Annotated in this window: 27 protein-coding genes and 1 tRNA gene; 15 read left to right on the forward strand and 13 right to left on the reverse strand. The window is 49.4% G+C overall.

The annotated features are described in order from the left end of the window. The first annotated feature begins 52 nt into the window (after positions 1–52). The 8 genes from ACZ5ZS_RS01900 to ACZ5ZS_RS01935 all read left to right on the forward strand — a co-directional run bounded on the left by ACZ5ZS_RS01900 (position 53) and on the right by ACZ5ZS_RS01935 (position 7,821). The gene (locus ACZ5ZS_RS01900; protein ID WP_188596205.1) at positions 53–1,627 is read left to right on the forward strand and encodes a DNA topoisomerase VI subunit B; all 1,575 of its coding nucleotides are present in this window, start codon (positions 53–55) and stop codon (positions 1,625–1,627) included. Continuing rightward, complete coding sequence (locus ACZ5ZS_RS01905; protein WP_188596206.1) at positions 1,593–2,720, forward strand: DNA topoisomerase IV subunit A; 1,128 nt, start codon at positions 1,593–1,595, stop codon at positions 2,718–2,720. The genes ACZ5ZS_RS01900 and ACZ5ZS_RS01905 overlap by 35 nt, the downstream gene beginning before the upstream one ends. After that, the gene (locus ACZ5ZS_RS01910) at positions 2,708–3,331 is read left to right on the forward strand and encodes a KEOPS complex kinase/ATPase Bud32 (RefSeq protein ID WP_188596207.1); all 624 of its coding nucleotides are present in this window, start codon (positions 2,708–2,710) and stop codon (positions 3,329–3,331) included. The genes ACZ5ZS_RS01905 and ACZ5ZS_RS01910 overlap by 13 nt, the downstream gene beginning before the upstream one ends. A 201-nt stretch (positions 3,332–3,532) precedes the next feature. Next, entirely contained in the window at positions 3,533–5,122 is a 1,590-nt protein-coding gene (locus ACZ5ZS_RS01915; RefSeq protein ID WP_464858441.1) for a hypothetical protein, read from the forward strand. Positions 5,123–5,716: 594 nt separating this feature from the next. Further along, positions 5,717–6,235, forward strand: coding sequence for a methyltransferase family protein (locus ACZ5ZS_RS01920; RefSeq protein ID WP_464858616.1), 519 nt, complete (start codon positions 5,717–5,719; stop codon positions 6,233–6,235). A 152-nt stretch (positions 6,236–6,387) separates the two neighbouring features. Continuing rightward, a complete protein-coding gene (locus ACZ5ZS_RS01925; protein WP_188596210.1) occupies positions 6,388–6,702 on the forward strand; it encodes an ArsR/SmtB family transcription factor in 315 nt (104 codons plus the stop codon). Then, positions 6,692–6,982 (forward strand): hypothetical protein, encoded by a 291-nt coding sequence (locus tag ACZ5ZS_RS01930; protein WP_075058918.1) that lies wholly within the window; start codon positions 6,692–6,694, stop codon positions 6,980–6,982. The genes ACZ5ZS_RS01925 and ACZ5ZS_RS01930 overlap by 11 nt, the downstream gene beginning before the upstream one ends. After that, positions 6,979–7,821: a DUF4097 family beta strand repeat-containing protein gene (locus ACZ5ZS_RS01935; protein ID WP_464858444.1), complete on the forward strand. Its 843-nt coding sequence runs from the start codon at positions 6,979–6,981 to the stop codon at positions 7,819–7,821. The genes ACZ5ZS_RS01930 and ACZ5ZS_RS01935 overlap by 4 nt, the downstream gene beginning before the upstream one ends. 64 nt (positions 7,822–7,885) lie before the next feature. Here the strand turns inward: ACZ5ZS_RS01935 and ACZ5ZS_RS01940 are convergent, their stop codons facing one another. The 3 genes from ACZ5ZS_RS01940 to ACZ5ZS_RS01950 form a co-directional block, all read right to left on the reverse strand. Next, complete coding sequence (locus ACZ5ZS_RS01940; RefSeq protein WP_188596211.1) at positions 7,886–9,094, reverse strand: M20 family metallo-hydrolase; 1,209 nt, start codon at positions 9,092–9,094, stop codon at positions 7,886–7,888. A 72-nt stretch (positions 9,095–9,166) separates the two neighbouring features. After that, complete coding sequence (pyrH, locus tag ACZ5ZS_RS01945; protein WP_188596212.1) at positions 9,167–9,856, reverse strand: UMP kinase; 690 nt, start codon at positions 9,854–9,856, stop codon at positions 9,167–9,169. Positions 9,857–10,104: 248 nt separating this feature from the next. Continuing rightward, entirely contained in the window at positions 10,105–10,305 is a 201-nt protein-coding gene (locus ACZ5ZS_RS01950) for a chromatin protein Cren7 (protein WP_425445008.1), read from the reverse strand. 372 nt (positions 10,306–10,677) lie between these two features. Here ACZ5ZS_RS01950 and ACZ5ZS_RS01955 point away from each other — a divergent pair, with 372 nt between their 5' ends. Next, positions 10,678–10,911, forward strand: coding sequence for a TRAM domain-containing protein (locus ACZ5ZS_RS01955; protein ID WP_188596213.1), 234 nt, complete (start codon positions 10,678–10,680; stop codon positions 10,909–10,911). 299 nt (positions 10,912–11,210) lie between these two features. Here ACZ5ZS_RS01955 and ACZ5ZS_RS01960 read toward each other — a convergent pair whose 3' ends face one another. Next, on the reverse strand, positions 11,211–12,134 hold the full coding sequence (locus ACZ5ZS_RS01960; RefSeq protein WP_188596214.1) for a hypothetical protein: 924 nt from the start codon (positions 12,132–12,134) through the stop codon (positions 11,211–11,213). Positions 12,135–12,192: 58 nt separating this feature from the next. Here ACZ5ZS_RS01960 and ACZ5ZS_RS01965 point away from each other — a divergent pair, with 58 nt between their 5' ends. Then, positions 12,193–13,053 (forward strand): metallophosphoesterase family protein, encoded by an 861-nt coding sequence (locus ACZ5ZS_RS01965; protein WP_188596215.1) that lies wholly within the window; start codon positions 12,193–12,195, stop codon positions 13,051–13,053. 42 nt (positions 13,054–13,095) lie between these two features. Here ACZ5ZS_RS01965 and ACZ5ZS_RS01970 read toward each other — a convergent pair whose 3' ends face one another. From ACZ5ZS_RS01970 to ACZ5ZS_RS02005, 8 genes are all read right to left on the reverse strand, one after another. Further along, positions 13,096–13,569 carry a GNAT family N-acetyltransferase gene (locus ACZ5ZS_RS01970; protein WP_188596216.1) on the reverse strand — a complete coding sequence of 158 codons (474 nt, stop codon included), beginning with the start codon at positions 13,567–13,569 and terminating at the stop codon, positions 13,096–13,098. Further along, positions 13,570–14,916, reverse strand: coding sequence for an NAD(P)-dependent malic enzyme (locus ACZ5ZS_RS01975; protein WP_188596217.1), 1,347 nt, complete (start codon positions 14,914–14,916; stop codon positions 13,570–13,572). It lies immediately after the preceding gene. Between the two features lie 78 nt (positions 14,917–14,994). Next, positions 14,995–15,582 (reverse strand): hypothetical protein, encoded by a 588-nt coding sequence (locus ACZ5ZS_RS01980; protein WP_188596218.1) that lies wholly within the window; start codon positions 15,580–15,582, stop codon positions 14,995–14,997. 501 nt (positions 15,583–16,083) lie between these two features. After that, on the reverse strand, positions 16,084–16,500 hold the full coding sequence (locus tag ACZ5ZS_RS01985; protein ID WP_075058924.1) for a hypothetical protein: 417 nt from the start codon (positions 16,498–16,500) through the stop codon (positions 16,084–16,086). A gap of 183 nt (positions 16,501–16,683) precedes the next feature. Further along, positions 16,684–16,763, reverse strand: a tRNA-Arg gene (locus tag ACZ5ZS_RS01990). A 58-nt stretch (positions 16,764–16,821) separates the two neighbouring features. After that, positions 16,822–17,370 carry a hypothetical protein gene (locus tag ACZ5ZS_RS01995; protein ID WP_188596219.1) on the reverse strand — a complete coding sequence of 183 codons (549 nt, stop codon included), beginning with the start codon at positions 17,368–17,370 and terminating at the stop codon, positions 16,822–16,824. Beyond that, on the reverse strand, positions 17,345–18,382 hold the full coding sequence (locus ACZ5ZS_RS02000) for a 50S ribosomal protein L10 (protein ID WP_188596220.1): 1,038 nt from the start codon (positions 18,380–18,382) through the stop codon (positions 17,345–17,347). Before ACZ5ZS_RS02000 ends, ACZ5ZS_RS01995 begins: the two co-directional genes overlap by 26 nt. 429 nt (positions 18,383–18,811) lie before the next feature. Next, the gene (locus ACZ5ZS_RS02005) at positions 18,812–19,270 is read right to left on the reverse strand and encodes a hypothetical protein (RefSeq protein WP_075058927.1); all 459 of its coding nucleotides are present in this window, start codon (positions 19,268–19,270) and stop codon (positions 18,812–18,814) included. A gap of 341 nt (positions 19,271–19,611) precedes the next feature. Between ACZ5ZS_RS02005 and ACZ5ZS_RS02010 the strand changes: the two genes are divergently transcribed. The 5 genes from ACZ5ZS_RS02010 (at position 19,612) to ACZ5ZS_RS02030 (ending at position 25,033) form a co-directional block, all read left to right on the forward strand. After that, positions 19,612–20,376 (forward strand): thioredoxin family protein, encoded by a 765-nt coding sequence (locus ACZ5ZS_RS02010; protein WP_188596221.1) that lies wholly within the window; start codon positions 19,612–19,614, stop codon positions 20,374–20,376. Positions 20,377–20,399: 23 nt separating this feature from the next. Beyond that, on the forward strand, positions 20,400–21,317 hold the full coding sequence (locus tag ACZ5ZS_RS02015; protein WP_188596222.1) for a homoserine kinase: 918 nt from the start codon (positions 20,400–20,402) through the stop codon (positions 21,315–21,317). Positions 21,318–21,408: 91 nt separating this feature from the next. Beyond that, a complete protein-coding gene (locus ACZ5ZS_RS02020; RefSeq protein WP_188596223.1) occupies positions 21,409–23,049 on the forward strand; it encodes a cobalamin-dependent protein in 1,641 nt (546 codons plus the stop codon). Between the two features lie 174 nt (positions 23,050–23,223). Then, positions 23,224–23,853, forward strand: coding sequence for an acetate uptake transporter (locus tag ACZ5ZS_RS02025; RefSeq protein ID WP_188596224.1), 630 nt, complete (start codon positions 23,224–23,226; stop codon positions 23,851–23,853). Positions 23,854–24,127: 274 nt separating this feature from the next. Next, positions 24,128–25,033, forward strand: coding sequence for a DNA-directed RNA polymerase subunit D (locus tag ACZ5ZS_RS02030; RefSeq protein ID WP_188596225.1), 906 nt, complete (start codon positions 24,128–24,130; stop codon positions 25,031–25,033). Between the two features lie 15 nt (positions 25,034–25,048). Here ACZ5ZS_RS02030 and ACZ5ZS_RS02035 read toward each other — a convergent pair whose 3' ends face one another. Then, positions 25,049–25,729 carry a metal-dependent hydrolase gene (locus ACZ5ZS_RS02035; protein ID WP_188596226.1) on the reverse strand — a complete coding sequence of 227 codons (681 nt, stop codon included), beginning with the start codon at positions 25,727–25,729 and terminating at the stop codon, positions 25,049–25,051. Between the last annotated feature and the right edge of the window lie 121 nt (positions 25,730–25,850).

Consider the following 25,850-nt stretch of genomic DNA (forward strand, 5'->3'; position numbering starts at 1 on the left):
GTTAAGCATGGTGGGGTAGATTTATTAAGGCGACTGCCACGGTTCGCCAAGAATGGCCACTGACGTAAAGTTCGAATCATTATCGCCATCGGAGTGGTTCCGCAGAAATAAGGAATTGGCGGGCTTCGCCAACCCATCTAGGGCGCTCTATCAAGCCGTTAGGGAGCTAATAGAAAATGCATTAGACGCAACGGAGACCTTTGGGATCCACCCATTCATAAAGGCCTACATAAAATACGCTGAGAGGGATAATTGGCTATCCATATATGTAGAGGACAATGGGATTGGGATACCTAAGGATGAGATACCCAATGTTTTTGGTCGAGTATTCTATAGCTCCAAGTACAAGGTGAAGCAGCACAGGGGCATCTTCGGATTAGGGGCTAAAATGGTGATTCTCTATGCGCAATCGACCACCAATAAACCGATAACTGTGATAAGCGCCCAACAGGGATCGGACAAGGTATATAGATTCGACATAATGATAGACACGCTCCGCAATGAGCCGCTTATAAAATACCAAGAGGAGTGGGATAACAAGTACAAGTGGCATGGAACCGCGGTTCACGTGGTGATGGAGGGCGATTGGTTGAAGGCGAAGCACAGGGTGGAGGAGTATATCAAGAGAGTGGCTATGGTTGCGCCGTATGCCGAGATACACGTGAAGGAGCCTGACGGCGCGGTCATTGATATAGAGAGGGTAACTTTGACTTTGCCCATTCCCCCGAAGGAGGGGCTTCCCCATCCCAAGAGCGTGGACATAGAGGCGGTCAAGCAGTTGATATCCAGGAATGGTGACTCCCCCGTGTCGGAGTTCATGGTGGAGAACTTCGATGGGGTGGGGGAGGAGACTGCGATGAACTTCTTGCAATCCATAGGAATAGATCCGGGGAGGAATATAAAGGAATTGAACACCGATGAAATAACCCACCTGGTCACCAAGATGAGGGAGTACAACGAATGGAGAAGGCCTCGAGCGGATTGGTTGAGTCCGGTGGGCACGGAGCTCTTGGAGCAAGGCATCCGCAAAACTCTGGAGCCGGAGGCCGTGTTCGCCACCACCAGGAAACCATCATCCTATTCCGGCAATCCCTTCATAGTGGAGGCAGCGGTGGCTTGGGGAGGAAAGATAGAGCCCAGCGACAGGCCGATAATATATAGATTCGCCAACAAGGTTCCCCTACTATATGACGAGGGAAACGATGTCGTGAGGCATGTGGTGGACGAGGTGGATTGGAGTCTATACAAGGTGAAATTCCCCGCGCCCTTGGTTGTCGTGGTGCACATATGCTCCACCAAGATACCGTATGCCAGCGCAGGTAAGGAGGCAATAGCCGATGTTCCCGAGATAGAGAGCGAGGTCAGGCTAGCCATCAGGGAGGTCGCGCGTCGCCTCAGGGTGTATCTCTCCAGGAAGGAGAAGGAGAAGGAAGCAATGATGAGGTATGCCATGTTCACCATGTTCTCGCGAGAGGTGGCGTCATCCATAGCATCCATATTGGGGATTAAGGAGGATCAAGTCCTCAATAAATTGAAGAAGGTCATTTCAAGAAAGATTAAATACTTGGAAGCCATAGAGGAGGTGGAAGGAGATGGAGAGCAGCAGCAACAGCAAGGCCAAGCCTAGATCGGAGGTACTTAAGATAATGGAGGGCTTGGCGCAGGAATTATATGCACAGATAGAGCGTGGAGAGGAGCCCGTATTGGAGATCCCGTCGAGGACGTTGAGCAACACCGTGTGGGATCCGAAGAGGAGGATAGTGGTCCTGGGACCCGATAAGTTGAAGCGTAGATTGCTGGACATGAAGGAATCCAAGAGATTCATGCAAACCATATTGATGCTTAAGCTGATAGTATCATCAATAAGGGAGGGCGTTTACCCCACAATAAGGGATCTCTACTATAACGGGAAGCACACAATAACATTCAGGGTGCCCAATGTGGGCGCCGTTAGGGAGAACACGTGGGATGAGCAGGCTGAGTCGAACGCGGCAATAGAGGACTTGGAGGTTGGTCTGAACGTGTTGAGGGAGGAGATGGGCCTTTCGGCCGACGTTAAGGGAAAGGTGGTCGGGCCCATAGTGGTTAGATCGAAGGGGTTCGAGATAGATGCTACTAGGATGGGGGATACGGCCCTGGGTCTGCCCCCGAATCCCGATGAGCTGGACATAGTGAAGATAGAGGCATCCTACGTACTGGTCGTGGAGAAGGATGCCATTTTCCAAAGGCTAAATAGGGAGGGGTACTGGAATAGGGAGAATGCGATATTGATAACCGCGAGGGGTATGCCGGATAGGGCCACTAGGAAGTTCGTTAGGAGGTTAAACGAGGATTACAAGCTGCCCGTGTATGTGTTGACGGATAGCGATCCATATGGGTATTACATCTACTCCGTGTATAAGTCCGGCTCAATAAAGCTAAGCTATGAGTCGGAGAGGCTGGCCACGCCCGATGCCAAGTTCATAGGAGTAACCACGTCCGATATAATAAACTATAAGATATCCAGCGACTACGTGATAGCCGCTAACGAGCGCGACATAAAGAGGGCGGAGGAATTGGTAAGGTATCCCTGGTTCCAATCCGAGGCATGGCAGAAGGAGATAAACCTATTCCTCAAGATGAAGAAGAAGGTCGAGATTGAGGCCTTATCCACGCATGGACTTAAATTCCTACACGATTACCTATTGGAGAAGATACACTCGGGAAAATGGATAGAGTGATGATAGCCAGGGGGGCGGAGGCCGTTCTTTACTTGGAGGATTGGCTGGGATTAAGGGTGCTGGTCAAGGAACGCGTTGCCAAGCCGTACAGGTTGAGGGAGGTGGACGAGAGGATCAGGTTTAGGCGGACAATAAACGAGGCCAAGAACATGCTTGCCGCGTCCCGGCTGGTCCCCGTGCCAGAGGTATATGATGTCGACACATCCAGGTTCATTATAAGGATGAGGTACATAAAATCGCCTAGATTAATGGATCTTCTCCCTTCGCGGAGCGACTTGCTGCAATTGTTCGCGAAGTACTTGGCGATCCTGCACTCTAACGGCTTCATGCATGGAGATCCCACCCCGGCAAATGCATTGGTGGGCGACCGCCTCTACATAATAGACTTCGGATTGAGCGCCAGGATGCCCGGTAACGGTTTATCAGTGGAGGAGGCCGCAATAGACCTCAACATTCTAATGAAGTCCCTGGAGAGCAATAATATGGCCGAGCTGGTGCAGATAGCCGTGGATGCATACCAAAGGGAACTGGGGCCCCTCGGCTCCTCCGTCGTCAACCAAGTAAGGAAGATAAGAAGAATGGCGAGGTACCAGCTCAGGGGCATTGGATGAGGCACTTACCTCCGTCCGTGGACTCAAAATCTCGCGGGCAGCTTAATTCTGTCATTGATCTTCAAGTGAAGGGATCCAACGATCTCTAGCCCATGGACTCGCCTCCTAGTCGTTGCGTCCCGCCGCGTTTGGCATAATTGATCGCTTGTTCGCTCAAAATAACAAGCGCAATAAAAAAAAGCGAGAATCAATTCTTAATTTATGCGAGTTGCTGGGAGATCATGCAAGAGATGCATTGCGATTGTGGGCGTAATCATAGCGGTCTCCCTAGTAATGGCCACATATGGTTCACTTCACGTGCATAGGTCATTCATTGGTTCACCTCACGAACCACGTCCACCTCAAGCGTTTCCCTTCAATGGCGCTGTGTACTTGGCTGGCCCAGTTTCTCTAGGGGCTAGGCTGGCGGCGGCTGGGTTCCCTAACTTCAGGCAGATCAATGCGTCAAACATCAAGGATGTGCCTCCCGGCTCCGTGGTGGCGGTGGATTGGGGTTATCTTATCAAGAATATTAACTCCTCTTCAGTAACCAATTACTTGGAGCCCCTCCTGAGGGGCCATGACTTCATAATCATAAGCATCAACGGTAGCGATGCCTTAGCGGCTGAGGTGGCGATAGCTAATGCGTGGAGGGAAGCATTTAATTCTAATGTCGTAGTGGTGCCTGGGCCGGGCAATGAGGACTACGTTGTTGCGGCGGCGATAGGGAGTAGGGTTCTACTTATGGGGCCAGCCACTGCCAGCGACCTAGGGGTTAAGAGGTACGAGTGGAGCGAATTCATGGTAAGTTCGACTAGGCCTACATCATCACAATTGTTCGGATTGATTGCATCATCTTTCCAGCCGCTCTCCTCCTCGACCGCTGGCTCTGACGTGTGTGAATACATGGCCAGTCAATACAATGCAGTTCCCGGGCAAGTCAATTATATCAATGGCGGCAATACCTACTTCTTCTTAACGGGCCAAGAGTATGTTTATGACAATCAGTATGGCATTGATACTGACACGGAATATGCTGCGGACTTCTGCATAGCGGTAAGCGGTGATGTCAATCTAGGCGCCTTCAATAATATCAGGTATCCATACATACCGGGCAACACTTGGACCTGGATCTGGGTTAGGCCTGGCCCTGGAACCAGCATAAACTGGCTTTCCTCCTACCAAGACTACTACTCATCGTATGAATGCGCCAAAGGCGTGGTGACGCCCGACATGGCACCGGTCTGCCCAATAAATGGAGTAACCTTCGCTGGCTGGGGTTACTGGTGGGGGATTTATCCAATGGCCGGGCAAGACCAAGAATCATATGATGTGGGCGTGGGCATATCTACCTCAGGCGTGGGCTTCACCGGTGGGGTCAATGTGATGGTTCCCCCATCAACCATAAGCATATACGGAGAGCCCAGCGTAGCCTTATCAACTAATTACACATGGGTTATGCAACCGAGCGTCTCCTATGCAATGGAGCCTAATTCATTGGATACGGCCACCTCTAATTTCTACATAGTAAATGGGGCTTTGACGTGGGGGGCCTCCTCGTTCGTCGAGATAGCCGTTCCCATGGGGGTCTCCGCCAGCGTGAACACGGGCGGTTGGATGGGTTGCACAAACGAGCTGGCCTCGCTTGATATGTATTGGCTGGTCTTCTATCCACAGCCACCGCCCAGCTTGACTCCCTACTTCCACGTGATTAATTGGGGTTATGCTCATCAAAGCAGCTCCACCGGCGGTTGGAGGTTCTCGTGCACGGGAAACGGATTGCCGCCCCAATCACCTCCCCCTCAATCCTGAATTCACGCTAGTTTCCACATCGAAACAATTCGCCGTGGGAGATGGGGGAACGCCCTTTAGCTGAGGGGGGTGGCTTCAATTCGGCTTTGCGGTTACCCGTAGCGCTATACGGCATTGCCGTTTACGTTATTCCCAGGTTTTGGGCAATGTAATACCTTAAATCGTGTGTCATTAGGCTCTATTTCTTAAGTGTATTTAATGGGTTTCCGGAACTGTGTGCGTCCTTTGTTGAGGTCGGTCTTCATCTTATGTCTCCCGGCATTGGAGTTGTCGATTTGTGGATCAATTAATTGATAAGGCCTTTTCCTTAAGGGATCGAGGTCATTGTTCGCCCTTGGCGCCGCGCTATTTCTTTCTTTTTTACATGGATGTCTTGTTCAAATGAAAATATTTAAATACGTGTAATTTTTTAGTTACATTATGGATGTCTACAAACACGTATTCAGATATCGTTTGGTGTTATTCATTGCCATCTATGTTATGGGGTTTGCGGTTTCTCGAGGTCCTTCATTGGCCGCATACCTACTCGCTTTGTTTCATCTTTCTCTCATGCAGATCAAGATATTCGTAATGGCTTGCTCCATAATAGGCATAATGGGTTTTCTATTAAGGATATGGGGTTCGGGTTACTTGGGTTCTTCAATAGTTCATTCGCGACTAATTCATGACGAATCATTGATAACTTGTGGACCGTATGCGCATGTGAGGCATCCGCTATATTTAGGCTCATTATTGATGATTATCGGCTTTCTCCCTATCTTGTCGCTATTTGGTTTAATCTTCATTGTAGCCGCGCTCGGTGTCTTGATTTACTTGCTTATAGTTGCAGAAGAGAGAATCCTTATATTAAGCCATGGAGAGGAATACTTGAAATATAGGTCGGCAGTCCATGCTATAATACCTAGGTTTAGGGGAATAACTTGCAATTCAGCGATTAGATTCGACTTAAGGAAGGGGTTAGAGAGCGAAGTTCTATATATCTTCATTTTATCTCCGCTAATAGGCGGAGTATTTTTATCATCAATGGTCTTTTATGTCTCATTCTTTTCATTGCTTATGATGGGGTTGGCTCTATTCATTATCCTGAGAGGCAGTCGCTTGAGGTTGCGTTAAGAAGATCGTGTCTGGAAACACTTTGTCGGAAGCTTCGCTCTTCCTCGGTTGATCCTCGCCTTGATATCGGGTGCAATTGTTGGTATATTGCGATTCCTCGCCTGAGAAAAATTTAAATACGCGTAATTTTTTAGTTACTTTGATGGAAATGTATGGAAAAGAAGGGGTTGGAGGAGATGGCCTCCATAATGGATGGCCTCGGCCATCCGCTGAGGCTGAGGATAATAGCGATACTGGCGATGAATGGCTCGCTTTACTTATCGGATATAGCGAAGAGACTGGGGGTGAGCCGGGCCTTGGCAAAGGTCCACTTGGTGAAGCTGCAGAAGGCAGGCTTGGTGAGAAGCAGCGTGAAATTAGTGGAAGGAGAGGCGAAGGCATTGAGGTACTACGAATTGGTGGACTTCAATATAACCGTGAACCCCCGCATAATAGTGGAACTGGCGGGTGGCGGAGATGAGCGGTAAATACGACAGGAGCTTCATAGTGGAAACTGCAATAGTGTGGGCCGTAGTGGGGATCAGCGTGGTGGCCATGGTGATGTACGCGGGAGTGACGGGCGTGGTCTTTTCCTTCGTGGTTCTGGTAGTGGGCGTCACCTCGTGGAGCAGGATAATCAGGACAAAGGAGGCGGTTCCCTCCGTCGGACAGGTAAGCGATTTTGGGAAGTCCATTGAGGAGTTAAACAGGCAGATACAGATGCTAAACGAGAGGATAAGGGAGCTTGAGAAGGAGCTCCAGGAGTGAGTATGAGGCTCGAGACCAAGGCAACTATATTAGTGCTGGCGGTGGTAGCCGCCTCAGTCATTCTCAGCTTTCTCGTAAATCATCTAATTAATGGGACTGCATCCATTACCACGAAGTCCATTCCCATGAATGATGTGAACCACATATATATAGCCGCACGTGATTCTGCGGGTAACTTAACCATTCGCTCCTATGCTGGTCAATCCCTCCAAGCGATAGAGATTAAACGCTCAATTTTATGTCCACCGAACTATTTGCATTACACTGTCTCGGAGGTCGATGCCTCGCTTTATTTGAGCATAAGGTCCAACGAGCAATTCTATTGGTGGCCGAGCTGGCTATGCTCCATTAACTTGGTTTTACTGGTTCCCGACTCGCGGGTCCTCGGACTAATATCCATTAACGGCACCAACGGATTTGTTTCGCTGAATGGAACCAAGATAACGACAGCTGGAGTGGACCTCGTCAATGGAATGGTTTATCTAAATGACGTGAATGCATCGAGCCTCCGAATATCCTTGGTCAACGGCGTGGCCCTCCTCATTAACTCCAGCTCGAGTTACGCTGCTATATCCTTGGTCAACGGCGTGGCCAATATGTCATTTACTCATCAAAGCTACGGCAAATATTCCGTATCCATCATCAACGGCGTGGTGAACTCCGAAGTTCCGGCCAACTCATCCGTGCTAATATCAGTCAATAATGGTAAAATCACCGTTGAGACCCCAACTGGAATGGAAAATTATGCTGGTACATCATTACAATATGAAAAGAGTTCCGGTTCTCCCTCGTTTATTATATCCGTAATAAACGGCGTCGTGAAAATGCGCGAGCGGTAGAAATTTATGATGTATTGAACAAAAAGGGTTTATCGTACTATTAGAATTTGAGGCGAAAAACACATTACTTGCTTGTGGTTGAATTCAGCTCCCTTAGCATTACCAACAGGGTCTCGACGTCCTTTATGGCATTATCGATCACCATGTATTCATTAGGGGAGTGGGCGGTCTCATCTATGGTCATCCAAACCGCCGTTGGCATGCCGCGCTCCCTCAGATACTTGGCGTATGTGCCCCCACCTATGCCCACGGGAACGGCGCTTACTCCCCGGGTTCGCTTCAATGCATTTATCAAGCCTGTCACCACGGGAGAATCGGGAGGCGTTGGTTGGCTGGGGTCCTCCCTATTGACGACCTCTACATTGATTTTACAACCATATATGGAGCAAAAGGACTCCGCGAGCTTCCTCACATCCGTAAGAACATCATCTATCCTATACACCGGAAGTATCCTGCAGTCGAAGTAATACACATCGGTGCCCGGAATAGTATTTACGTTATCCACGTTCTTCTCCCTCTTGGTTGGCTCAAATGTGGATATGGGCGGCTCAAACATAGCATCTATTGCGTTATACCTCTCGTGCAGGTACGTATCCATCTCGATTGCCAGCCTCATTCCCAGCCTCGCCGCATTAAGCCCCTTGCCGGGAGTGCTGGCGTGCGTTTGCTTCCCCTCAACGCTAATCCTCATCCAAAGAATGCCCTTCTCGGCCACCTCCACCCTGGAGCCATCTGGGCTGCCCGCATCTGGTACTATAACCAAATCGCCGGGCTTGATTAGGTTGGGCTCCGCCTTAAGCAGGTACTGGATGCCATACTTGGACCCCACCTCCTCATCGCTGGCCAGTATGACGCCTAATCCCCTTAATTCCTCCTCCCTGGCTGCCTCCGCCAATAGGATCCCCTCCAATACTCCCTGCCCATCATCCTCCGTTCCCCTCCCGTAGATTTTATTTCCCTCCACCGTGGCTTGGAAGGGCGGATATCTCCATAGGTTGGGATCCCCCTCTGGAACCGTATCCATGTGCGCTATTATCCATAGCATTCTCTCGCCTCGAGTGGTGGCCACTATGTTGGGCCTAACGCCGCCCTTAGCGCGGGGGTCCGGCGCATCCACTCGTCGCACCTCGTCGAAGAAGGGCCTTATATAACCTTGCAGGAACTCCGCTCTATCCAGCTCGCCCTCCCCGCCGTTTTCGGGAGCCAAAGCCTTTATCGGTATCATTTCCTTCATTATCTTGATTGTCTCCGCCCGTAGCTCGTTTGTATCCATAAATAAGCAGCTGCCAACAACAATAAAGCATTTCCCTCAAAACGCGATTGGGGCTCGGTTCTTCTTTGTCAATTACCATGGAACTATGATGGATCCCACGTCATCCCTGCCGCTCAACGCTGCCTCCAGCATCTCAGGGCTCCGTCCATCGATTATCTGCATAGATATTCCGCTCCTCTTCATTATGGAGAGGGCCCATCTATCTATTAATTCGTAGGTGCCGGCGACCACCTCCGCGCTGCGCTCAAGTATCTTCTCGGCCTCGTCTATGGTTGCCCTGCGTATCTTCTTGGCCTTAGGATCCTTTGCGGGATCGGATTCGTATAATCCATCAACGTTAGCGCAGTTCAATATCTTGCGTATCCCCAAGTACTCCGATACAAGCGTGGAAACCATTGTTGTAGATTGACCGGGCTGTAGTCCACCCATTACTACTAGGCCGCTGTCCAGCCAAGCCTCCCCAGCCTCCTCCAGGCTGGTCACCACCCTGGGATGGACTGTGCCTCCCCTAGCGTTTATGGCGTATATCAAGAGCAAGGCATTTAACCTGCTTGCCCCTATGCCTAACATATCGTTTGCCGCCTCGCTTAGCGATAATTGCCTTCCCGCCTCTATGTATCGCCTCGCGGTGTCCCCCCCGCCCGTCACTATGGCTAGCCGCATCCCCCTCTCCTTGGCTGCCAAAATTATATCTATATATCTCGAAATGATATCGACTGAATTGAATATTCGGCCCGACATCTTTATTGTGATGGAATCCACGGTCATGATTGCGCCGGCCGTTTTTAAAATATAGCTGGACAAGCTATTGTTCGGCTCAGCATTGGAATTCAGTCTCATTTAAGGCCGAAACACGGCTCATTAATGCAGCCTTCATCCATGGACGCGTTTACCTCGGTTTCCTGGTTTGGATTTCTTATCTTTCAGGGTAGGGAGGATATTGAAGATAAAATTAATTATTTGTGATAAAATTAATTATTTGTTTTTGAGAGGGAATTGGTTGTTTTTCCTTAGGGCTCGATTTTTCCTATCGACTTTCTTATTGTCTTTCCATTGGGGCACTTGAATAGTCCTATTACGACTCCCTTTCTACCCTTTGGTGCAAGGGTCCATACCTTTATTGGCTTTAGTTTCGTGGTGCGTCCATCGCATTCCACGTCGTATTCTTTCTTTTGGTAGTCTTGTAGATTGACCGGCATATCTGGTCGCACTGCTTAATTGTATTCAGGTATATAAATGGTTAATATGATTTAAATGGTGAGAATCAATCTATTAATTCTCTTTTTGCAATGATTTAATGGACAATACTGCATTTTCTCTATTATTAATAGCAATATTTTTATTCTTTGCTTTATTTAAAAATTGTGATGAAAGGCCCAAGCGCGGACGATAAGATGAGGAAGCATTACATCTATGGGCTAATGCTGATTCTTGCCTGCAATCGGCTAGGGAAACATTTATTAACCCATGTGTAGGAATCACGCTTGAACGAGGCGATTTGAACGGCGGAAAGAAGACCGTATGGGCGAAGAGGCCCACCGAGGCGAAGAAATTTACCCAAGCCCGTTAATGAGGGCGACGTAGTGGAGGTGGAGGTCGTCGAGACCTCCAGGAAAGGGGATGGGGTTGCGAAGGTCAACGGCTTCATAATCTTCGTCCCCAACACTAAGCCGGGAGATAAGGTCCGCGTTAAGATCTCCAAGGTAGGCCGATCCTACGCTGTGGGAGAGGTCTCCTCGGAGGAGCCAACCGTCAACGCGGGCGCTTCTCCTCAAGCAGAGGACGAAGAGGAAGACGAGGAGGAAGACGAAGAGTAACCTTCATCTCCGCGATCATAAAAATAATCCGCTATCTATTCCCGCTCCTAAAGTTTAAATACCTTAGTTTAGGGAAGTGCTGCAGTGATGACCACTTCTGATGATGACGATGGATGAAATGGCCATGCCCCAGACTGATGGAGTGAAGGTTTTTTATCTTATTTTCGGCCGTTCATGGATATTCCTTGAACTCGATAGGGCTATAGTGGCCATTGTTCCTCAGGGATCGGCGAGTAATAGACTTCATAGTTAGGATGGTTATCTTTCCATGCCTCGATTATGTTTCTTAGATGGGAATTCTAGTTAGATGCTTTGCTATAGCTCTTCAGCGAGTTTTCCACTATTGATTCGCTGCACTCCTCTACATCTTCTATTCCCAAATTAATTAACCTATAGTTGATTGAATTAATTTTAAGCAAGTTCAAATCAGCCCAGAGAACTCTAACCAAGTATTCATCCAGTGTTTTCGCATCCAGTTTGATCAATGGAGTGGAATTATGGGATAAGGTAGCGATTCCTCCATCCATGCTTATTTCCATGTCATTCGCGGTGAGCAACTGACTCGCTTGTGGTCGCTGCATGAATGCATTGACATATGCAGCCCCGCGCGACAGCGCTATTGGAACTATATCGCTGGCGGTGGGGGTTCTATTGGTTCCTTCCCTCAATATGTTTATGTACGCATCCGCCACGTCTTCAAGCGGCGTCTTGGCCACATCTACTGTGAAGTATATTATTAATTCCATCCCGGCCTCCACATCCACGGAAACCACGTCTTGCTTAAGCAATTCCTCAAGGGATTTAGTAGGATTATTGTATTCATAAGTTAATCCCACGTATTTTCTCACGGATTGTTTATTGAGGAAAACCACCCGCTCATAAATGCTGCCCAACGCGGCATCCTTGCATGTGATTACTATGCTTCCATCGGAGTTACTTATCTCGACGCAGTCCTCGAACTCCTCGAATCTGATGCTGTTTATTTGCAGCCTATTTTGCTGGGCAACATTAAATAATTTATTCAATTCATTTGTGGATATGGTATACTCAAGATGCCTTCCATCCGCCCTATAGTCGTATTGATCAAATGGATATGATTCAATGATATCCATTAGGGTGAGCTTATCAATCCTTTTCGTGAACATGGATCTTTGTATAAATGCATCCTTTATCAAGTCCTCCGTTACCTGAAGCAGCCTTATCTTGATTAGTACTTGTTCCATATTTATATTAATTGAACGCTATAGGAAGTTTTAAAACTAATCGCCCACGGATGGCTCAATGATAGATCGCCGCTCCTTCGAGGAAGTAATGGAGTTAGCCATTAAAAAAATGAACGGTGCGGGGCCGCTGGTGCGAGTTACCATGAAGGATGCAATAATATTGGGCGATCTTCATGGCGATTTGCACACGCTCGAATCCATTTTGGAGAAGTACGGCGATGGCCATCCAAGGTACGTGGCTCTTGGGGACTACGTGGATAGGGGCGAGTATCAAGTGGAGACGCTCTACAAGGTATTGGAACTCTTCGTTGATGGTTCCCTGATTCCATTGAGGGGGAATCACGAATCCAGGCTAACCAGCTTCGATTATGGATTCGCTGAGGAAGCAATGCATTACTTGGGAGGTGATTTGTTCAATAGGGTGTTAAGCGATCTATTTCCACGGCTGCCCTACGCGGCTGTATTGAATGACTGCTTGTTCTTAGTGCATGGCGGGGTGCCCAACCCGATTCCAAGCCTTGCAGATATAGAGAAGCTTCGCATGGGAGACGCGGATCCGGCCGATCCAGTGGCATTTCAGCTGTTATGGAATGATCCGGCCGAAATAAAGGGGTACGCGCCTAATCCAAGGGGTCCAGGCATATACTTATTTGGAAGCGATGTCACGGAGAGCTTCTTGAAGATCAATCACTTATCTGCAATAGTGCGGGGCCATGAATTCTTCGCGGAGGGCTACGAATTGTATCACGATTCAAAGGTGATAAGCATTTTCACATCGAAGGGAGGCGTTTATAGGCAAACAAAGCCCAAGGTGCTTCGAGTGGTGGATGGCGAGGCTGAGATAATCGACGTGGAGACTTCCCAAGTCATCAAAAAGATGGCCCTCGCCCAGCGGGAAGAAGAGTCATCTCAAGCATAGAGCGGATTAATTTAGAAATATTAAGGGATTCATTGGAGTACTTCACTGGAATTCCTTTACGTATATATTAGTTAATGGCCTGAATCCGTACTTCTTATAGAAGTTCACAGCTATTTGGTTCTGGGCGGGGAACTCGGCGGATATCAATTGAGCCCCCTTGGATTTCAGGAGAGCTATGGCCTTATCCATCATTTGCTTTCCAACTCCTTTCCTCCTCCACTCCGGCATCACATAGAAGTCCGTTATGACGCCCTCAATAGATGGCTCGTAGAACAGCCTCCTCCTGATCTCGGCCACCACTATCCCAACCACATCCCCGGAATCGGTCTCAGCTATCATCAATAGCTTCCTGTCCTTATTGGAGGAGCACTCCTCCAAATATTTCTTTGCTTGTTCAGCCGCATCGTTGCTCACCTTAAAAAGCGGATCGAATTCCTCGTTTAATCGCTTGAGCCTGACCACCAGATCGACCATTTTATCCATATCCTTCTCGCCCGCTTCCCTTATGGTTATCATTCACTTCACCTCTACCAACAACTCCTCCGGTATCTGCTTTATAAGGCCTATCTTCATCAATTGATCTAGGGAATTCCTCGATGAGTTTATTATGTTCTTGGCCCTCTCGTACTCCTCGTTCCTAGTCGTACTCCTCCGCGCCACTCCCACCTCCACGGCCTTAACCGCCGCCGCAGCGGCAGCCCTCGGATAGATCTCCCACTCCGTCATGCTGGGAATTATGTAATCCTCATTTATTCCCCTCTCCTCCGCATACCTGGCCAGCTCTTGGGAGACGGCTATGATCATTTCGTCAGTTATGGTTCTAGCCCTCACATCCAAGGCTCCTCTGAACACCGCTGGGAATATCAAGCTATTATTGACTTGGTTTGGATAATCGCTTCTTCCGGTAGCCACTATCCTGGCCCCCGCCTCCTTCGCTTCCCACGGCCACATCTCCGGCACTGGGTTTGCCAGCAGGAACACTATTGCATCCTTATTCATGGCCCTAACCCACTCCTTCTTTACAACGCCCGGCCCTGGAGTGGATGCCGCTATCAAAACGTCTGCTCCGCTGACGGCTTCCTCCATGGTCTTCGCCCGTCGGGAGTTAGTCTTCAACGCCAAATCGTACTTCCATGGATGGCTCAACATCAAGTGATCCATATCGTCTCTCTCGGCGTGCAGCGGCCCCTTGCTATCGACTAGTATTATGTTGCCAGGCTTGGCGCCCGCCGTCATTAAGAGCCTGGCGGTGGCTATGTTGGACGCCCCCGCTCCATATAGCACAATGGTTGTATCTTCTATTCTTCTATTAGTCAGCTTCAATGCATTGTATAACCCAGCCAAGCTGGCCCCGGCCGTTCCTTGCTGATCATCGTGCCACACAGGTATAGCCAGCTCCTTCCTTAGGGTATCCAATAAATAGAAGCATTTGGGGGACTCTATGTCCTCCAGGTTTATGCCGCCGAACGCTGGCTCTATTGCCTTGGCTACCTGCACGAACTCCTCTTGCGTCTTGGCCCTTATGGGCATCGGTATGGCATCCACTCCGCCCAGGTACTTGTATATAAGGGCCTTCCCCTCCATGACCGGCATAGCGGCCTCCGGCCCGACCTTTCCTAGGCCCAGCACCCTGGTTCCATCAGTTAACACCACTATGGCGTTCCACCTCCAAGTTAAGTCGAAGGACTTATCAGGGTCCTTGGCTATCTCGAGCGAGACCCCAGCCACGCCGGGAGTGTAGTATATTGAGAAGTCCTGTAAGTTAGTCACGGGAACTTTCGGAATGGCGGAGATCTTTCCGCCGAATAGCTTGGCCACCTCTATTGATACCTTATACCATGACTTTGTCTTGTCGGCACTCATTGACAAACATACAATTAAGTGGATTAATATGCTTTTCGTTGATCGACGCAATAATAATAATCAATAATCGATAATCTTTCAAACCAACGCCATCTCCAGCTTATCGATCAGCTCGGCAATTGTGGCGGAATTAAGGCCCTTGTTGTTGAGTATTATCACGTCTATTCCCCGCAGCTGGGCGAACCATTTATCATGGGTTATCAAGATGACCCTTCCATACTTCTTAGCCATGTTTATAGCCATGGCTGCTATATCCGAGTCAGGCCTTGGATCGCTTATTATCATTATATCCATTCCCTTAATGGCTCCAATCCGCTCGGCCTCCCTCAGCAATTTGCCTATATATATGGCGTTGGCATCCACCACCGCGAGTACTCCATGGAAATCACAGCTGAGCCTACCCAGGCTGGAGGCTGCATCGATGTATTTGCCCCGCTTAGCGTGGACGTATGGCTTGATCTCCACAATGCGAGCACCCATTACCAACTTTACCCGAGGCTTCATGTAATGCAGCCTCTGCAGCAGCTGTCCAAGGGCGTACCTTACAGGTTTAGTCAGCCTCCTCCTACGGCACTCGCACACCACGAATAACTCATCGTCCGGGAGGACCTCCACGTAGATCCTTTTCAACCCCACCTCCGCCACGGCGAGCTTGAGGGAATCCACCGATTTAATGCAATTATAACATTATAAAAAACATAGCGGTTAATTCATAAACTACCCCATCTTTACGAACTGGGTCTCTGGTGATAAAGATGAAAACTGGCTCTACATGGGAAAATAATGGTATTCCATCCAACGCCCCCATGCATTGCATTAATGGCTTGCATTCTAAGGCATCGCGAAATCAGAGGCAGGTTGACGCTCTCCTCTGCATCATCAATCAAATCGACTCGGAATAGATATACCGCGTGCTTCGTTGGCATGATGAAACTTCTCAGCCTTAATGAATTAATTCCATTGTATTTAGGCAGTTATTCATAGCTTATCTCCATTTCCATCAAGTCCTTGCATGGACTGTTTTATGGATGGCAAAGGATAGTGGTCCCCTTCCTTCAGGGTAGGGAGGGAGGTCAAACGAGAGAAGGTGGTAATTCATGATGCTATTAAACCAGATATATGTCAAATATATGTGCGAGTTGATCATTGAATATATCGTTCAATTAATTACTTCTCATCCTCTATGTTATTTGTTGTGTTTTTATCCATTATTATAATGTATGGTATGGAGTCCACCATTAATACCAGGAGCGGTCCATCCCACATTATGAAATCTATCTTTTTCTTAAAATCCTCCAACAAAGCGTACTTCTTCTTTATATAAGCTATGGCCTCGTTTATTATCAACATTTCTGTGTTTTTGCTTGCCTTATAGTAAATCCTTGCATTGAATATCTCCTGTCCGCTTGAATTCTTGAATACTATCTCCTTAAATGCCTCATTGGAGGGAAGAGGGTCTTCTCCACTGTAATTCTTGGTCACCGCACTCAAACTCATCAATTCACGCCTAAGCGATGCCAATTCCGTATCTACATATGCTCTCAACTCCTTAGAGTTCCTGAAATGCTTGACGATAACGCGCATTTACCTGTTCAGTTCTATCAATGTTTAAAAATTTGCCTATACCCTCAAACTTCCCAATAACGCACCACCACATTCAAACAAGATAATTCATTGAATGCAAATAATAAAGAATTAACATGAATTATCAAAGGAATGGACCAATCCCAGGCCTAAGGCCAGCTCAATTACGGCATTAATGGTTTTTGGCGGACCCGGTGGGATTTGAACCCACGACCTACGGCTCCGAAGGCCGCCGCTCTGATTCCATACTGAGCTACGGGTCCAGGAGGTTAGCTTCTGGCTCGTATTAAGTTTTTCCAGGGCTCCTTCGGCATGGCTGGATCACGGCATGGCCCTCCAATGCTGGATTACTAATGGGAGGGCTCGCCTGAAGTACTCCCTGAAGCTCGGCAGCTCCATGAGGGGACCAACTATCTCGGGCCGGCACTCCCCTAATTGCTTTATGGCCTTATCCATTATTACGCCGGGCGCCAGAATCAAGAGAAGCAAGCTTTTAGGGCACTTGCTCCTCACGTAACTGGAGAGAAGCGGCTCCCCACTCTCTATAAAGGATACATCTGGCTTTAGACCTCTTAATGTGAGTGGCTTATTGGATCCATGAACAGCTACTAGATCAACTCCCAACTCATTAATGAAATCCACGAAGCCAGGCCACTCCATGAGCGGTGGGACGCCGGACGCGCATGCAGCCTCCGCCCTCTCATAATCGGCTCCCCTGGCCACGTAGAGCGGAATGCCGTAGCCAGGTTCCAAGCATTGAAATGAGTATTGGATTTTAAGGGACTCGGCGAAATCCGCCACCGCCCTCAAGTACCGAGGATCCCTCGAACCGTGAAGTATTATCCTAACCGAAGAGGCTGGATAAGCCACCCAAGGCCTCCTCCTCTCCCTTTTCCTCCTTCTTCTCCTCCGCCTCCTCCTTCTTCTCCTCAGTCGCTGGGTTCGCCGGCTGGGCTTGTTGCGGAGTTGAGACTTGTATGCCGAGCTCCGGCGCCTTGCTCGCTATTGCGGATGCCAAAGCATTCGCCTGCGCCTCCGCCTTCGCCAGTATCGGCGCCGCGGATTCTTCCGTGAATATCAACGCATTCACAGCCAAGTTAATGGACTCCGCCACGGCCTTCCTTATGTAGACCGGCATCAATTCGGGCAGCGGATAGACGGCATTGACGGCTAGGTTATACGCTTGAGCGGCGGATGCCTCTATTAGCTTTCTATACTCCTCAGCATTCGGCATCAACTCCTCGCCGCGGATCACATACTTGCCCCTCACTATCGCTGCCTTGATCCTTATCGACTCGAAGACGGGCTTTATGTTGAGCAGCCTTAATATGTCGGCTAGATCTGCGCTTATCTTATCCCCAGCCTTAGCCACGACCGTATCCTTGGCAACCCATATCTTGCCATCCTTGATCTGGGTTGGCACCTTCATCTTGCCGAACCTACTGAGCACCGGACCTGGATTAATGCCGGTATTGCCTGCGGGAATGGTCAGCTCGAATTGCGCTATGTCGCCATCCTTGGCAAACCTCCTAACTCCGTTTCTAGCAATGAATCTATTCAGCTCAAATGGATTCTCATTGGTGAACAACAAGCCTATCTCGCCCCTTAAAAGCTGAGCCACTTCATCGCTTACACCACCATATGCCTTTTCCATGGCTATCTTAATCAACGTTCCCTTGACGACCTTTATCTTGGAGTTACCCCTCAACAAGTATCTATACTCCTTGAGAACCCTATTCGGCAACTCCTTCAAATCTATCAACATGATAGTCTCATACCTTTGAAGGTCCTCCACCAACTCGTTCAGCGTATCTACCTTATGCTTTGGATACGGCTTGCTCCTAACATATCTATGGCCGCTCACTGCAGTGGATGAAGCCATAAAATGACCCATAACTTACTCCTAATAAAATTTTCCGCAAAGGCATGCCGAGTAAATGAAGATGAATAGCTCCGTTTTTCATAAGGTAAAACCGTGTCCAATTTTTGGTAACGCATATATAAATCTTATCCTTGTTGTTTTTCAGGTAAAGGAAAGCAAGTTATTAGTCAAGATAAATTGCGTGTCCAAAAATTGGTAACGCAATTATTTGCCATTCTATGATTCTGGAGCATCGTGACCCGTGTCTGCAGCGAAGCGTGGTGGTGACCTTAATCGCGGTTCTCTAACGGTGGAAAATAATGAAATCGTTTAATTGAAGCATTGAAGCGTTGAAGTTTTTGGTTCACCGGTGTGGGAAGGGGTCATGTCTGGGCCAGTTGGTGGGGGGTCCCTCCATTAGGGGGTTGGGTTTTTGGCATTCTATTTTGTCTATGTCATCAATTGCCCTATAGCTGATTTGACGATGGAGTTCAACAGTTCCCAATTGGCTCCCACGAGCTCTGAGAATGCCGCCATGTAGATGTTCATGGCTATTGTCATGGATGCCGCGGCAATTCTGCCAAGCTCCGCCGCCGCATGGCAATTCCTTCGGAACGCAGCCTCTATCAATGAGCTCCACATCCTCAATAGGGATTGCGCCTCCGTGGGATTTGGCGCAAGCATTAATTCGATGTAGGCTATATATCTCCAGTAGTTGGAATCCAGGGGACCTCTGGCGGCTTTTTTCAATGCTTCCTCAAGAAGACCCTTGCAATCCTCGTTGTCCACCCCAGCGCATGCCTCACTTGCCAGCTCGGATGTCTGGCCTTCTATGGCTTTTATCGCGTCGCCTTCTATTTCCAGCCTCAGCTGAGAGGCATTCTCCAGCACGCGTAGCAAGTCCGCCATGCGTTCATAGTTTGTCAATATTATTTCCGTTTTTCCATTATTTCGGCCAAGGCCTTGGCTAACCAAGGGTAATTTTTTAAACCCAGCAAGGATCGATCCTATACTTACGAGGTATGTAGATCTCAGCTTCGCCGCATCATCTATTTTTCAGGGCATTGCAGTGCTCCAGCGGAACTGCATGTCATTATGTTAATCCTGGATATCGATTTATCAATAAGATCATCATTACTAGTTATCTATCAGTGTAGATTGATGAGGGGGTGTTCTCCTTAATTATCGCGTAGTAGGGCGTCTGGGGCGGCGGGATCAATGTTTAAATATAGTATCTATTATAAGGCAATGTGGATATAGAGGTATTCGTCCATCCAACGTGCTCCACGTGCCATGCCCTGCTTCAACGGTTGCATAGGTGGGGTCTCATCGATAAGGTGCGCATAATCGATACGTCGAAGGACCCATACGTTGCGATTGAGAAGGGCGTTAGATCTGTTCCCAGCATCTTCATAAATGGAGAACTGGCATTCGCCGGAGTGATGGATTTCGAGGAAGTCAGGAGCGCGTTGCTGGGAAACGCTCCGATGCGTTCCTCATCGCCAAGCGAGAACGAGTTGGTGCAAGCATTCATGCGTGGAGTGCTGGACTCGGTCGCCACAGCATTATGGCTTTACGTCAACGAGGATTGCGGCGCGTTTCTCAGGGATGGGGCGACGCTTAAGGCAATGATGGGAATAGGCGATGAAGAACTCGGCAAATTCGAGGCCATTGTTCAAGGCATGAATTGCGCCCAACTGGTATCCAGCAATGAGGAATCATTCTTAAGGGTAATAAGCACCAACTTCGCTAGGGAGATCTACTGGGTTTTAGGCAAGGTGAGTTGGGCAACCGTAAAAAGTCTATATTCCAGGGAGGCCGTGGCTCATTGGATGATAGTGAGGAGCGCCTTGGGCAGGGTGGGATTGCGGCCCCATAGGTTGAGCGAGCCGGGCTTTGCTTCCAAAGTAGATAGGGTATACGAGTATTTGGAGCGGAGATTCGATGAATTGATGGATAAGGTGTCAAAGGAGCAAGATGAGATAGCTAAGGACTGGTCAATTTTGGCAAGATGATCTGCGCTAAATCGCCTGCATCAATGGCTAATTTAGGGCCAGGCTTCGACGTGGTGGCCGTGGCCCTTGATGGACCGTTTGACGTGGTGTGCCTGGACCTACGGGAAGAGCCGGGCTTGGATGTAGAGGTAATGGGTCCCCACGCATCCCTGGTCCCGCCTCAAGCATCCGAAAACGTGATTCACCCAGTGTTGACTGGGGCAGCTAGAATCGCCGGGTATGAGGGGGGATTCACGGCTAGTATATGGAAGGGAATCCGGCCTGCCAGCGGTTTGGGGAGCAGCGGCGCGGATGCCGCGGCGTCGGCTTACCTGGCCGCGCGGCTCTTGGGGCTTGGCTTGAGTGATTGGGAGTTGGCTAGGTTAGCGGCTTTGGGCGAGGTGAAGGCCGCCGGCTCACCGCACTTGGATAACGTGTCCGCATCCTTATTTGGGGGCTTGGTTTTGATCAACGAAGAATTGAAAAGAATAGATAAAATGGATTTATGGCGATTTCCCATAGTGGTGGTGACCGTCGGGAGCAAGCCCAGCACGAGTTACATGCGCGAGCTATTGCCGGACAAGGTGGATATTAGAAGCGCTGTGGAGAATTTGGCTGGATTAGCATCCCTCATCCACGCTGCCCACGTCAGGGATGTAGTGCTCCTCGGGCGAGCGGTCGGCATAGATCACTTAGTAACTCCCCACAGGATAAAGGCCTACCCGCACTTCGCGGGCGCCAGGGACGTCCTGCTGCGGCACGGAGCAATTGGGGTAGGGCTCAGCGGCGCTGGGCCCTCGATTTTCGGCATATTCAAGGAGGAGCCGTGCCTGGAATGCATTAGGGATGAGATCGAAGGAGCCAATGTGTTTTTAACGCATCCAAGCAATTCAGGCACATCGTTAATAGACAAGTCGATCATCGACGATAGTCTCCATACGCGGGGAGAGGCCCAGCGATGAAGCGACGACGAGCCTCGCCCTTTAGGGCGGGGCAGTTGTATTTGGAGCTTGGACTAAGATTTATATAATGTGCTCGGGAGCGGATGAGTTAATGCTTGGAAGACGAAGGAGTTTCAAGGATTCGCCGCTATTGGTGGGCTCGATCTTTTATCCTAAGGATAAGCTAGTGGTGGATAGGGAGAGGGGCGAGTTCAAGAAGGGCGAGGCCGAGGCCCTTATTGGGGAGTACGTAGAACTATGCAGCAGCTATGGGCTGAGGTGCACGATAGATGTGGAGGGAGAGACCGTTGAGGCATTTCAGAAATTCCTGGACTTCGTTGCGGGCATAGTGCCAAGGGATTGGGTCATAATGGCTGACGCCACTGCCAAGGACTTGAGGCTTGGAGTGGCTTACTGGGCATGGCAGGTAGGCCTCAGCGGTCGATTGATCATAAATTCCATCGACTATAAATCCACAGTTGATGAGTTGGTTCACTATAGGGATTTCGGGGTGGCGGGTCTCGTGGCGGCGGCATTCGACGTGGATCCCAATAATAAGGTTAAGGTGGCGGATTCCATAATGGCCAGGTTGAGGGAGGCCGGCTTGGGCGGGATTCCCACGCTCATAGATCTATCCGTGCTGGACGTGCCGGATATGGCCGCCACGGCCGCATTGATTCCCAGCTTCAAGTCGAGAATAGCTGGAAATTACTTGGTGGGCTTCGCGCCAGCCAACGTTGTTCCCACGTGGAAGAAGGTCGACGCAGTGTTGAGGTCCCTCAAGGAGAGGGGCGTTGTGGATGACTATGCCCAATTCGTGAAGACGTCCATGCGCGCATCAATGGCGGTCGTCTCCGCCATGTTTCCATACATAGACTTCATCTTGTTCGGGCCGTTGAGGGAATCGACCATAATAACCACCAACGTGGCCGCCGTGTTGACGGGCGACTTCAAGGCGGTGGAGTGGAGGGATGATTCACGAGAGCCCGCGGTCAGCCCAATCGTGCGGTTGCCTCGCCCCTTCTCCGGCATGATAGATGATTTGAAGGCGGCACTGAACGAGGCGGAGGCCAACATAGATAATGGAAAAATAATCGCTAAGCAAGAATTACCTGGCTTGGATGACTTGAAGTCCAAGTTCTCCGTAGCGGTTGGCGATTTAGAGGATGATTCGGTGGAATTGGCGAAGCAGCTCTTGGAGAGGGGAGTCTCTCCGCTGGAGTTGATAGAATTGATGAAGAAGGGAATGGATGTTGTGGGCGACAGATACGAGAGAGGCGAGTACTTCGTGAGCGAGTTGGTCATGGCGGGGGAGATAGGCGAGGGCGTGGTTAAGTTAATAGAACCCTTCTTCAAGGAAAATAAATCGGCGGAGCGGGTTAAGGTAGTTATAGGAACCGTGGAGGGGGATATTCATAGCATTGGGAAGAACATAGTCAAGATGATGTTGATGGCCAATGGCTACGACGTTATAGACCTCGGAGTCGACGTCCCCGCCGAGAAGTTCGTGGAGGAAGCGATAAAGGAAAACGCACAGGTAATAGGGCTGAGCTCCCTATTAAGCACGTCCGCCATAAATATGAGGAAGGTATTGGAGTTATTGGATAAGCGGGGATTGAGGGGAAAGATAAAGGTAGTGATAGGAGGCGCGGCGGTCACAGAGGAGTACGCCAAAAAGATAGGCGCTGATGGGTATGCCAAGAACGCGGTGGAAACGGTGAGGCTATTGGATAAGTGGTTCAAGGGACAATGAATCGGCCTGCCTCAGCGGGGGCTTATTCAATCATTCTCCGCACTATCGCGCAATAATTCGTGGGAGTTACTTCCTATTTTTGCATTAATATAAATGAATTCATCATAATATAATATGTAGGCATTAACCTGGGAAATGCCTTTAGTCATGCATGTTCTCAATTAAGCGATTAACATGTCATTCGAAAAGAGGAAGGGCGATCCAACGGCGCTGGGCATATTTGCCTATGGCTTCTCCCTATTTTTCCTTTCAATATATGCAATTGGCTTTTATCGCTGGTCCGAGAGCATAGTTATGATATCGCCGGCATTGGTGTTCGGCGGCTTGTTCCTTTTAATAGCGGCGAACTGGGAGTATAATAATGGAAACACGTTTGGTGCCACGGCATTTGGAACTTACTCAGCATTCTTCTTATCGTTCGGGATAGCCCATATTGGAATATTCGCTTGGGGCTTCTCATCGATTGAGGTGGCTCACTTCGTTGGCTTGATGGCGGTGGCATTCACGATAATGACATTCATCTACTGGTTGGGCAGCTTCAAGATGAATCTAGCCCTCAACTTGACTCTTCTCTTCTTGCTGCTAACCTTCGCTTTATACGCGGTGCCCTTAACCACGCTAGCCCCATCCATGTCCACGGCAATGGGCACATTCCCAAGCGCGTTGAAGCCTGCGGGGTATGTAGGATTCCTTGACTCCCTCCTCACTATGTGGGTGGGCGCTGCTACCGTGATAAACGATAGGTGGGAGATGGCTGGGCTAAAAGGCCCCATTCCGGTATTTCCATTGGGGAAAAAGAAGTAAGATCCAATCATCCAAGCGCTTTAAATTCGCTTGTTTTCCATGTTTTTCCATGTGAATGTTTCCTCATGCTTCGGTTAGCGTATAGGTAATGGCATTTATTTCATTGAGGATGTAGCCAACCCATGGATATGTGGAGCTGCGTTTAATATTGAGATAAATGAGATGCGGAAGAGAGTGGGTAAGGCAGGGGATCTAAGTGGAGAGTCCCCTCATTAGGGCTGGTCGGTTCACGGCGCGGTGAGGTTTTTAAATAGAGGGAATCGACGATTTAATAGTGGTTTCGATCAAATTGGTGGAGAGGCGGGATGACTTCGTCAAGTTCGTCATAGATGGAGTGAAGCCGAGTCTAGTGAATGCATTGCGCAGGACGTTAATATCGGAGGTACCCATAGTAGCCATAGATAACGTGATAATACTGGACAACACGTCCGTGCTCTACGATGAGGTGATAGCGCATAGGCTCGCAATGGTGCCTTTGAGGACTAATTTGGAGAAGATGCCCAAGATAGAGGAGTGCGAGGATGAATTGGTGGATCCATCCCTATGCCAAATAAGGTATCAATTGAACGTGGAGGCCAAAAAACCAGTCACGGTTTACAGCAAGGATTTAATACCCGACGACCCGGATTTCTCCCCAGTTCATCCAGATATACCCATAGTTAAGTTAGATGAGGGGCAGGTCCTTTCCTTGGAGGCATATGCCAAGCTGGGGAGAGGAAGGACTCATGCCAAGTGGCAGCCCTGTCTGGCATCGTATGGCTATTACCCCCGCATAACGGTGAGGGGCGGCAGCGATGATTGTGGCAAGTGCGTCGAAATATGCCCGGACGCCATTGCGGTGGAGGACGGCAAGCCTCGAATATTGGATCCGCTTAAATGCACCTTCGATAAGTGGAAGACATGCGAGGAGGTCTGCGGCGGCGCCATACGTGTGGAATGGGACGAGGAGAAGTACGTTTTTTGGATCGAGTCGTTCGGTAATCTAGACATGAATAGTCTAATAAACGAAGCATTCAGGATATTGAGGAGGAAGGCGGAGATGCTGCCTAGGTATATCGAGGAGGCCAGCAAGCCGAGGCCCGAATCCATTTCATCGCTGGAGGGAGTGGAAGAGACGGGCGCCGGGGAGGTAATGGAGGAGGGACTTGGAGAGGAGATGGAGGAGGAGCTGGAGGAGTGATTTTTGCCTAAACATTCACGGCGGCAGCTCGATTTTATCGCCGGGCTTCATTATTACTACCTTGACATGAGGAGACATCTTAGCCACTAACCCCGCGAACTCGGTGGGGTCTTGCTTTATCGGGGGAAATGTGTTGTAGTGCATGGGCACTGCCATTCTGGGGTTTATCAGGGAAACAGCGTATGCCGCCTCCCTCGGCCCCATGGTGAAGGTGCTGCCGATGGGTAGAAGAGCTATGTCGGGTTTATACAGCCGACCTATCAACTCCATGTCGCTGAACAATCCCGTGTCTCCCGCGTGGTAAATCACAGCCTCGGGCGTCTTGATAACGAAACCCGCGGGGGAGCCGTGGGTGGAGCTGTGGACCGCGGGCACCATTGTGACCTCTACGTTATCGCCCAGCTTAACCGTGCCGCTCACATTCATTCCAATCGTGTTCTTCACCCCCTCGCTCTCCTCCAGGTGAACCATTAATTCGAAAATGCCGACCACGGTGGCTCCAGACTGTTTCGCTATCTGAACTGCATCCCCTAAGTGATCTGAGTGATCGTGGGTGACCAAGATGAAATCCACCTTCTTGAATTCATCCACTGATGCCGGCGACATAGGGTTGGTTATCCATGGATCTATCAGGATCGTTTTTCCGCTTGCCCTTAATTCGAACGCCGCGTGGCCCAACCACCTCAGGTAGGACATGTGCCGGGAACGCCGTCTCATCTTTAAAAACATGACGTCGATGGGATTTCGAATTGCATGGATCCACGCGTCCGATTCCTGTCGCCAACGAAAGGCCTTATCGATGATTTAAAGGCAATCT

This window comes from Thermocladium modestius (genome assembly GCF_055398215.1).